This window comes from Pseudomonas sp. PS02303, from assembly GCF_029959925.1.
Classification (GTDB): domain Bacteria; phylum Pseudomonadota; class Gammaproteobacteria; order Pseudomonadales; family Pseudomonadaceae; genus Aquipseudomonas; species Aquipseudomonas mandelii.
The window spans coordinates 32,861-41,832 of the sequence record NZ_JASCOM010000035.1 but is presented as its reverse complement, the minus strand read 5'-3'; the positions used below and the strand labels follow the sequence as shown (position 1 = coordinate 41,832).

The 8,972-nt window shown below is 60.3% G+C and carries 8 protein-coding genes; 3 read left to right on the top strand and 5 right to left on the bottom strand.

Annotation, left to right across the window (positions count from 1 at the left end; genetic code table 11):
* Nucleotides 1-90: 90 nt before the first annotated feature.
* The 3 genes from QMX98_RS11635 to QMX98_RS11625 all read right to left on the bottom strand — a co-directional run bounded on the left by QMX98_RS11635 (nt 91) and on the right by QMX98_RS11625 (nt 3,342).
* Nucleotides 91-1,335: a lipoprotein-releasing ABC transporter permease subunit gene (locus QMX98_RS11635; RefSeq protein WP_010456313.1), complete on the bottom strand. Its 1,245-nt coding sequence runs from the start codon at nt 1,333-1,335 to the stop codon at nt 91-93.
* Between the two features lie 65 nt (nt 1,336-1,400).
* Nucleotides 1,401-2,084 carry a lipoprotein-releasing ABC transporter ATP-binding protein LolD gene (gene lolD, locus QMX98_RS11630; RefSeq protein ID WP_167360488.1) on the bottom strand — a complete coding sequence of 228 codons (684 nt, stop codon included), beginning with the start codon at nt 2,082-2,084 and terminating at the stop codon, nt 1,401-1,403.
* Nucleotides 2,085-2,091: 7 nt separating this feature from the next.
* Nucleotides 2,092-3,342, bottom strand: coding sequence for a lipoprotein-releasing ABC transporter permease subunit (locus tag QMX98_RS11625; RefSeq protein ID WP_010456317.1), 1,251 nt, complete (start codon nt 3,340-3,342; stop codon nt 2,092-2,094).
* A gap of 94 nt (nt 3,343-3,436) precedes the next feature.
* Here QMX98_RS11625 and QMX98_RS11620 point away from each other — a divergent pair, with 94 nt between their 5' ends.
* Complete coding sequence (locus QMX98_RS11620; RefSeq protein WP_010456319.1) at nt 3,437-4,015, top strand: PilZ domain-containing protein; 579 nt, start codon at nt 3,437-3,439, stop codon at nt 4,013-4,015.
* Nucleotides 4,016-4,029: 14 nt separating this feature from the next.
* Complete coding sequence (locus QMX98_RS11615) at nt 4,030-4,752, top strand: glycerophosphodiester phosphodiesterase family protein (protein ID WP_010456321.1); 723 nt, start codon at nt 4,030-4,032, stop codon at nt 4,750-4,752.
* 42 nt (nt 4,753-4,794) lie between these two features.
* Here QMX98_RS11615 and sthA read toward each other — a convergent pair whose 3' ends face one another.
* On the bottom strand, nt 4,795-6,189 hold the full coding sequence (sthA, locus tag QMX98_RS11610) for a Si-specific NAD(P)(+) transhydrogenase (RefSeq protein ID WP_010456323.1): 1,395 nt from the start codon (nt 6,187-6,189) through the stop codon (nt 4,795-4,797).
* Nucleotides 6,190-6,396: 207 nt separating this feature from the next.
* A complete protein-coding gene (locus QMX98_RS11605; protein ID WP_010456325.1) occupies nt 6,397-7,383 on the bottom strand; it encodes an FAD:protein FMN transferase in 987 nt (328 codons plus the stop codon).
* A 203-nt stretch (nt 7,384-7,586) separates the two neighbouring features.
* On the opposite strand from QMX98_RS11605, the gene QMX98_RS11600 reads away from it, so the two are divergent.
* A complete protein-coding gene (locus QMX98_RS11600) occupies nt 7,587-8,885 on the top strand; it encodes an MFS transporter (protein ID WP_010456327.1) in 1,299 nt (432 codons plus the stop codon).
* The last annotated feature ends 87 nt before the right edge of the window (nt 8,886-8,972 follow it).

Here is an 8,972-nt window from a genome sequence, read left to right as displayed (position 1 = left end):
GGCCCCATCGCGAGCAGGCTCGCTCCCACCGTGACCGAGTTGAATCAGATCCAATGGGAGCGAGCCTGCTCGTGACGGCGGTGTAACGACTTACGAATACCGCAACGCGTGTGCTGGCTCGATCTTCGCCGCACGCCAGGCCGGGTAGACCGTCGCCAGGAAGCTCAGGACGAACCCCGCCGAGCAGATCAACAACACATCCCCACCCTGCAACTCCGACGGCAAGTTACTGACGAAATACACGTCAGAACTGAAGATGTGCTGGCCACTGACCCGCTCCATCCACCCCACCAGCTCGCTGACGTTCAGCGCCGCTATCACGCCCAGAACGCCACCGATCAAGGTGCCGACAACCCCGATCACCGTGCCCTGCACCATGAAGATCGCCATGATCTGCCGCGGTGTGGCGCCAATGGTGCGCAGGATCGCGATGTCCGCGCCCTTGTCGTTCACCACCATGATCAACGTTGCGATGATGTTGAACGCCGCCACGGCGACGATCATCAGCAACAGCAGGCCGATCATGGTTTTTTCCATCTTCATCGCACTGAACAGACTGCCCTGGGTGTGGGTCCAGTCATCAGCCTTGTAAGCGGTGCCCAGCCCGCCAGCGATATCGCTGGAGACCTTCGGCGCCGCGTACAAATCCTTCACCGCCAATCGCACGCTCTGCACCTGGTTCGGTTCCCAGTGCTGCATCTGCGCGGCATCGGCGACGTGGATCAGCGCCATCGAGCCATCCAGCTCGGCACCGACCTTGAACACGCCCACTACGTTCAGCCGCTGCATGCGCGGGGTAATGCCGCCCGGTGCGTTGCTGACTTCCGGCACGATCAGGGTGATCTTGTCGCCGACATTCAAGCGGAAACGCCGCGCGGTGATTTCACCGATCACCACGCCGAACTCGCCCGGTTTCAACGCATCGAGACGGCCCTGAACGATGTGCTGGGCAACGATCGACACCTTGCCTTCCAGTGCGGGATCTACACCGCTGACCTGAATTGGCTGCATCGTGCCTTTATAGGAGAGCATGCCTTCCATCTCGGTGAACGGCACGGCGGCAGTGACTTCCGGGTTTTTCATCGCGGCGGCGGCCACGGGCTGCCAATCGTCGATCGGCTTCACGCCGACGATGGTCGCGTGCGGCACCATACCGAGGATGCGCGAGCTCATTTCGCGCTGGAAGCCGTTCATCACCGACAGCACCACGATCATCGCCAGCACGCCGAGGGCGAGGCCGATCATCGAGGTCATCGAGATGAAGGAAACAAAGCGATTGCGGCGCTTGGCGCGGGTATAGCGCGTGCCGATAAAGATCGATAACGGTCTGAACATTCGCTGGGGCACCGTATAAAAATAAAAGACCCGACGTACTGTTCAGCACGCCGGGTTTCGGCCAATCAGATGGGCGTCAGGCAACCTTCCTGCAAATGCAGGACGCGATCCATCTGGCGAGCCAGGTTCATGTCGTGAGTCACCACCAGGAACGCCGTGCGCATCGAGGTGCTGAGTTCCAGCATCAAATCCTGAATGCCCTGGGCTGTGTGGGAGTCGAGGTTGCCGGTCGGCTCGTCGAGCATCACCAGGCCTGGCTTGTTCACCAAGGCGCGGGCGATGGCAACGCGCTGACGTTCGCCGCCGGACAGTTCAGACGGTTTGTGCTCCAGGCGATGGCCAAGCCCTACCCGCTCCAGCAACGCAGTCGCACGCTGGCGCGCTTCCGGAATCGCAGTCTTGCCGATTAGCAGCGGCATGCAGACGTTTTCCAGCGCGGTGAACTCAGGCAGCAAATGGTGGAACTGGTAGACGAAACCCAGCGACCGGTTGCGCAGCAGGCCGCGATTCTTCTCGCTCAGGGCCGACAGCTCTTCGCCATCGAGCCAGACGCTGCCCTTGGTCGGCGTGTCGAGACCGCCCAACAGGTTGAGCAAGGTACTTTTGCCCGAACCCGAGGTGCCGACAATCGCCACGCGCTCACCCGGATGCAACTCCAGTTGCAGACCGGCCAGCACTTCTACCGACTCCGGGCCTTCCTCATAGGACTTGCCCAGGTTGCGGCAGCTCAAGATTGCTTTATCACTCATACCCAACTCACTCATAACGTAGCGCCTCCGCAGGCTGGGTGCGCGCGGCACGCCAGGCTGGATACAGGGTGGCGAGGAAACTCAGGACCAACGCGGCGGCGCAGACCATCAACACGTCCTGGCTCTGCACTTGCGACGGCAGGTAATCGATGAAATACACGTCGGCGTTCAGGAATTTGTGGCCGATCAACCCTTCGAGGGCCGAGATCGCAGCGCTGACGTTCAACGCGGCGAAGATCCCGACCACGGCGCCGATCAGCGTGCCGATCACGCCAATGACCGTGCCCTGGACCATGAAGATCGCCATGATCTGCCCCGGCGTGGAGCCCAGGGTTCGCAGAATCGCGATGTCACCCTTCTTGTCGTTCACCACCATCACCAGCGTGGAAATGATGTTGAAGGCCGCAACGGCGACGATCAGCAGCAACAGCAGGCCGATCATGGCTTTTTCCATGCGGATCGCCTGATACAGATTGCCGTGGGTACGGGTCCAGTCGCGGGCGTAGAAATGGTCCTCACCGAGTTGCTGGGCGATATTCCACGCCGTGCGCGGGGCCTGGAACAGGTCATCGAACTTCAGGCGGATGCCCTGGACCTGATCCGGCTTCCAGCGATGCATTTTCGCCAGATCCTGCAGGTTGGTGACACCCAGGTACCCGTCGATCTCACCGGCGCCGACATGGAAAATGCCGACCACGGTAAAGCGTTTCATGCGCGGGAACATCCCGGCCGGGGTCACCGTGACTTCCGGTGCCACGAATGTCAGCTTGTCGCCAACCGCGGCGCCAAGCTTGGCGGCCGCCTTGTCACCGATGACAATGCCGAAGCTGCCCGGCGTGAGGTCGTCGAGTTTGCCCTGCTGCATGAAGTTATCAATGATCGAGACCTGGCGTTCCAGCGCAGGGTCGATGGCATTGAGCAGGACTTTGGAGACCTTGCCGTTGTTGGTCAGCAAACCCTGCATCTGGGTGAACGGCGCAACGGCCGTCACCTGCGGGTTCTGCTTGACCTTGGCGGCCAGGCTTTGCCAGTCGCTGATCGGTTCACCGGACTCGATGGTCGCGTGGGGCACCATGCCCAGCACGCGGGTGCGCATCTCATGATCGAAGCCGTTCATGACCGAAAGCACGACGATCATCACGACCACGCCGAGGGCGAGTCCGATCATCGAGGTCAGGGAAATGAATGACACAAAATGATTGCGGCGCTTTGCACGGGTATAACGCGTGCCAATAAATACGAAGAGAGGTCTGAACATGTCGGGGCTTGTTCGGAGGGAAAAGGAACGTCCTTGTGGCGGGGGTCGATAACCAGCTTTACACTCAGACCACCGCCGCTACCATGGGTTCGCCATGTCGACATTAGATGAAGAAGATCGCCGCGAATACTACCGTATCGAGGACACGATCGCACTGGAAATTCGGCCCCTGTCCGCTCCCGAAGCCGCAGGCCAGGAAGTGTTGCAGGATGCTTCCCCACTGTTCAACTTGCTCAGCGAACTGCACCTGAGCGAATTCGAGTCGCAACACCTGCTGCGCCAGATCAGTGAGCGCGACCGCAACCTCGCTGCGTTCCTGAAATCCCAGAACAAACGCATCGATCTGCTGAGCCAGGTGATCGCCATCACCGTACTCGGGCAGATCGGCGAGCCGCAGCCGGTGATCATTTCCGAAGGCGGTATCGACTTCCAGCATCCGACGCCCATCGCCGTGGGCGCGCACCTGTCGGTCAAACTGGTGCTGATGCCACAAGCCCTCGGCCTGTTGCTGCGGGCCAAGGTCACGCATTGCGATCGCAAGGCTGGCGCCTACGACGTTGGCACCGAGTTCGAATACCCGACCGACGCCCAGCGCCAATTGCTGGCCCGCTACATTTTGCAGAAGCAGGCCCAGGAACGACGTCTGGCCCGCGAAAACGAATCAGGCATTTAATTTAAGGAAGAACCGTGACCCTCATCTACGGCCATCGCGGCGCCAAGGGCGAAGCACCGGAAAACACGCTGACCAGTTTCCAGCAATGCCTCAAGCATGGCGTGCGCCGCTGTGAACTGGACCTGCACCTGTCCATGGACAACGAGTTGATGGTCATCCACGACCCGACACTCAAGCGCACCACCGACCGACGCGGCAAGGTCGTCGAGCACACGGCGGCCGAGCTGGTGACCTACGACGCACGCAAGGGCGGGCCGGGCTGGATCAAGCCTTGCCCGATCCCCACGCTGGAAGAGTTGTTCGAGAAATGCGATTTCGAGCATTGGCAGCTGGAAGTCAAAAGCGCATCTCGCACCCGTGCCGCAACGACCGTGCTGGCGATACGCGAAATGGCTCAGCGTTTCGGCCTGCTCGACAAGGTCACGATCACATCGAGTTCACGCGAAGTGCTGAAAGCCGCGCTGGACCTGGTGCCGGACGTGTCTCGTGGATTGGTGGCTGAATATGCATGGCTCGACCCGTTGAAAGTCGCCCAGAGTTACGGCTGTGAGATTCTGGCGCTGAACTGGACCCTGTGTACGCCGGAACGCCTGCAGAAGGCGCAGCGTCAGGGGCTGCATGTGTCGGTATGGACAGTCAACGAGCCCGCGCTGATGCGCAGACTCGCCGACTTCGGCGTTGACAGCCTGATTACAGACTTTCCCGGTTTGGCCAGCGCCACCCTCGAGAATTGCTGAAATCGGTCTCCCCGGCCGGCTCAGGCCACCGGCCGGAGCCACTCAAAAAAGCCGGTTGAGGCCATCGTAAGCCGCTACCCGATAGGCTTCGGCCATGGTCGGGTAGTTGAACGTCGTGTTGACGAAGTACTTCAGGGTGTTCAGTTCGCCCGGCTGGCTCATGATCGCCTGACCGATGTGAACGATCTCCGAGGCCTGATAACCGAAGCAGTGAACGCCCAGCACTTCCAGGGTCTCGCGGTGGAACAGGATTTTCAGCATGCCCTGGGGCTCGCCGGCAATCTGTGCACGCGCCATGCCCTTGAAGAACGCCTTGCCCACTTCGTAGGGCACCTTGGCCTGAGTCAGCTCCTGCTCGTTCTTGCCGATCGAGCTGATCTCCGGAATGGTGTAGATACCGGTCGGCACGTCGTTGACGAAGCGCCAGCTGTTGTTATCGACGATGCTGCCAGCGGCCGAACGACCCTGGTCGTGGGCGGCACTGGCCAGGCTCGGCCAGCCGATCACGTCACCGGCACCGTAAATGTTCGGTACGCAGGTGCGATAGGCTTCGTCGACTTCGATCTGGCCACGGCTGTTGACCTTCACGCCGATGTTTTCCAGACCCAGCTGGTCGGTGTTGCCGGTACGACCGTTGCACCAGAGCAAGGCATCGGCCTTGATCTTCTTGCCGGACTTGAGGTGCAGGATCACGCCGCTGTCCACGCCTTCGACGCGGTCGTAGTCTTCGTTGTGGCGAACCGTGATGTTGTTGTTGCTGAAGTGGTAGCTCAGGGCCTGGGAAATTTCCGAGTCCAGGAAACTCAGCAACTGACCGCGGTTGTCCACCAGTTCAACCAGCACACCCAGGCCACTGAAGATCGACGCGTATTCGCAACCGATCACGCCGGCGCCGTAAACGATGAGTTTGCGCGGGGTGTGGCCGAGGCTGAGGATGGTGTCGCTATCGTAGATGCGCGGGTGATGGAAATCGATGTCCGCCGGGCGATAGGGACGCGAGCCGGTGGCGATGATGATGTGCTTGGCCACCAGTTTTTCGACCACACCGTTGGCGCAGACCACTTCGATGGTTTGCTCGTCGGCGAAGCTGCCGGTGCCGAAGAACACGTCGACGCGATTACGGGCGTAGTAGCCGGTGCGCGAGGCGACTTGTTTGGAAATGACTTTTTCGGCGCTTTTCAGCACGTCCGGAAACGAGAACCAGCGCGGCTCACCAATGGCCCGGAACATCGGGTTGGTGTTGAACTGCATGATCTGCCGGACCGAGTGACGCAGTGCCTTGGACGGGATGGTACCCAGGTGGGTGCAGTTGCCGCCGACCTGGCGACGACTATCGACCATCGCCACCTTGCGCCCTGCTTTGGCGGCGTTCATTGCCGCGCCTTCTCCCGCCGGGCCGGAACCCAGTACCACCACGTCGTAGTTGTAGACAGCCATGCGTACTCCTCAGAACAGGCCGCAGTGCCCTCGGCACCTGCGGCTAAATCACGCCGATCTGTGGCGTGAAGGAACAATTTGGGGCCAATGCAGAACCCGGACACAGTCTATAGAAGCGTCAACGCCGGGCACATTAACCCTTGGTCGCGTCGTAGGCTAGTTTTGCCTGCACTACAACGCCAGTCTTCGATGCGCGAACCGTCGCAATCATTCAGTTTTGCCGCCACTGAGGCGCTCAAAAGCCTGATTGGTTCGTGTGACGAAACCTGTATCGGCACGGATCACAAAAAATGCGCCGATATCGTGTTTTTCTGCGTAGTCCCAACCGCGCTCCGGTCCGAGAATCAGCAACAGCGTCGATAAGCCATCGGCCATTAACGCTGAAGGATTAATCACTGTGACCGACGCCAGGGTGTGTGAGACCGGCGCACCGGTGCGGGCATCGAAGGTGTGGGAATAGCGCCGACCGTCCTGCTCGAAATAGTTACGGTAGTCGCCGGAAGTGGACACTCCGTAGCCGTCGACAACAATCACACGCTCGGCCACTTGCCGATCATCCCGAGGCTCTTCCAGAGCGATGCGCCATGGCGAGCCGTCGTGTTTCTTGCCGGCCGCCTTGAGTTCGCCGGTGACCTCGACCAGGTAGCTGCGGATGCCCATCGCTTCGAGTTTTTCGGCAATGGTATCGACGGCGTAACCGGCGGCGATGCTGTTGAAGTCGACTTCGACGGCGGCGTCCTTGCACAGCTGATCGCGATCGATGCGCAGGTGTTGGTAGCCAACCCTCTGCCTTACTTCGGCGAGCGACTGGGCGGTGGGGACTTTTTCCTCACGGGCTTGCGGGCCGAACCCCCAGAGATTGAGCAGCGGTTCCACAGTCAGGTCGTAGGAACCTTCGCTTTGTTCCGACAGCAGCTGAGCAACGCGGATCAGTTTGAGGATCGGCGTGGGCATTTTCTGACAGCGATTGGCGGGGAGATCGTTGAAGCGCTCGATGTCCGAATCGCTGCGGTAGGTCGAGAATTGTCGATCCACTTCAGCGAGGATATTTTCTACTTCAGCCTGCACCGCTTTCGGCCCAAGCGTGTAGGAGTGCCTCACGTATTGAATGGAATAACGACTGCCCATGGCTGGGCCGTCGAAGCGTTCCAGACTGTCGCCGTTGCCACAACCGGACAAAACACCGACCAGCATCACAATCCCAGTCCACCGTCCAGTTAACAAATCTTCATCTCCCCCCAAAACCGCGCCCGCCATTATGGGCTTCAGAGCGCATGGGAGCCAGACCTGCCTCATCTGCCTGTCAGACGCAAAACCTGTGGGAGCCTCACTTCGCCACACAGGCTCGTGCAGGTGCAGTGCGTTCAAACAAGACTTACCAGAGTGAGTATCTACAAATGTCCTCCAACACGAGCAAAGGCAAGGCGATTTTTCGCGTTGTCAGCGGTAACTTTCTCGAAATGTTCGACTTTATGGTCTACGGCTTTTACGCCACGGCCATCGCGAAAACGTTCTTTCCTGCCGACAGCGCTTTCGCCTCCCTGATGTTGTCGCTGGCCACTTTCGGTGCTGGATTCCTCATGCGCCCGCTGGGCGCGATTTTCCTCGGCGCCTACATCGACCGTCATGGCCGCCGCAAAGGCTTGATCATCACCCTGGCGATGATGGCTGCCGGCACGGTGCTGATTGCCTGCGTGCCGGGTTACGCCACCCTCGGCGTGGCCGCGCCGCTGCTCGTGCTGTTCGGCCGCCTGCTGCAAGGCTTCTCGGCCGGCGTGGAACTGGGCGGCGTGTCGGTGTACCTGGCAGAGATTTCCACGCCGGGTCGCAAGGGCTTCTTTGTCAGTTGGCAATCCGCCAGTCAGCAAGCCGCGGTGGTGTTCGCCGGTCTGCTGGGAGTCGGTTTGAACCATTGGCTCAGCCCCGAAGAAATGGGTGACTGGGGCTGGCGTGTTCCATTCCTGATCGGCTGCATGATTGTGCCGGTGATTTTCGTGATTCGTCGTTCGCTTGAAGAAACTCCGGAATTCCAGGCGCGCAAACACCGCCCAACCCTGCGGGACGTCGTCCGCTCGATCAGTCAGAACTTTGGCATCGTCATCGCCGGCATGGCATTGGTGGTGATGACCACCGTGTCGTTCTACCTGATCACCGCCTACACCCCGACCTTCGGCAAAGCCGAATTGCATCTGTCGGATCTGGATGCTTTGCTGGTGACGGTCTGTATCGGTCTGTCGAATTTTTTCTGGCTGCCGGTCATGGGTGCCGTGTCCGACAAGATCGGGCGCAAACCCCTACTCCTGGCGGCGACCATTCTGGCGATCCTTACGGCCTACCCTGCCCTGTCATGGCTGGTGGCGAACCCGAGCTTCAGCCATTTGCTGATCGTCGAGTTGTGGCTGTCGTTCCTGTACGGCTCGTACAACGGCGCCATGGTGGTGGCGCTGACCGAGATCATGCCGGTGGAAGTTCGTACCACCGGCTTCTCCCTGGCCTACAGCCTGGCGACTGCAACGTTCGGCGGGTTTACACCCGCGGCGTGTACGTACTTGATCCATGTGCTGGACAACAAGGCAGCGCCGGGGATCTGGCTCACTGGCGCGGCGGTGCTGGGGTTGATTGCGACGCTGGTGTTGTTCAAAGGCAATCGGCATGAACTGCGGACTGCGCAAGCCGCGGTGGTCGGCGGCGCCTGACAAATCGCTTTCGCGGGCAAGCCTCGCTCCTACAGGTCATTTGCCAGTTTTGAGCGGGCGCATGCCCGCGTAAAGGCCGGCACAAAC

What these genes read in the sequence shown, in the direction of transcription:
- QMX98_RS11605 (WP_010456325.1), bottom strand. Translation starts at nt 7,383, where the DNA reads ATGCTGGTCGGTGTTTTGTCCGGTTGTGGCAACGGCGACAGTCTGGAA.
- QMX98_RS11635 (WP_010456313.1), bottom strand. Translation starts at nt 1,335, where the DNA reads ATGTTCAGACCGTTATCGATCTTTATCGGCACGCGCTATACCCGCGCC.
- QMX98_RS11625 (WP_010456317.1), bottom strand. Translation starts at nt 3,342, where the DNA reads ATGTTCAGACCTCTCTTCGTATTTATTGGCACGCGTTATACCCGTGCA.
- lolD (WP_167360488.1), bottom strand. Translation starts at nt 2,084, where the DNA reads ATGAGTGATAAAGCAATCTTGAGCTGCCGCAACCTGGGCAAGTCCTAT.
- QMX98_RS11620 (WP_010456319.1), top strand. Translation starts at nt 3,437, where the DNA reads ATGTCGACATTAGATGAAGAAGATCGCCGCGAATACTACCGTATCGAG.
- QMX98_RS11600 (WP_010456327.1), top strand. Translation starts at nt 7,587, where the DNA reads ATGTCCTCCAACACGAGCAAAGGCAAGGCGATTTTTCGCGTTGTCAGC.
- sthA (WP_010456323.1), bottom strand. Translation starts at nt 6,189, where the DNA reads ATGGCTGTCTACAACTACGACGTGGTGGTACTGGGTTCCGGCCCGGCG.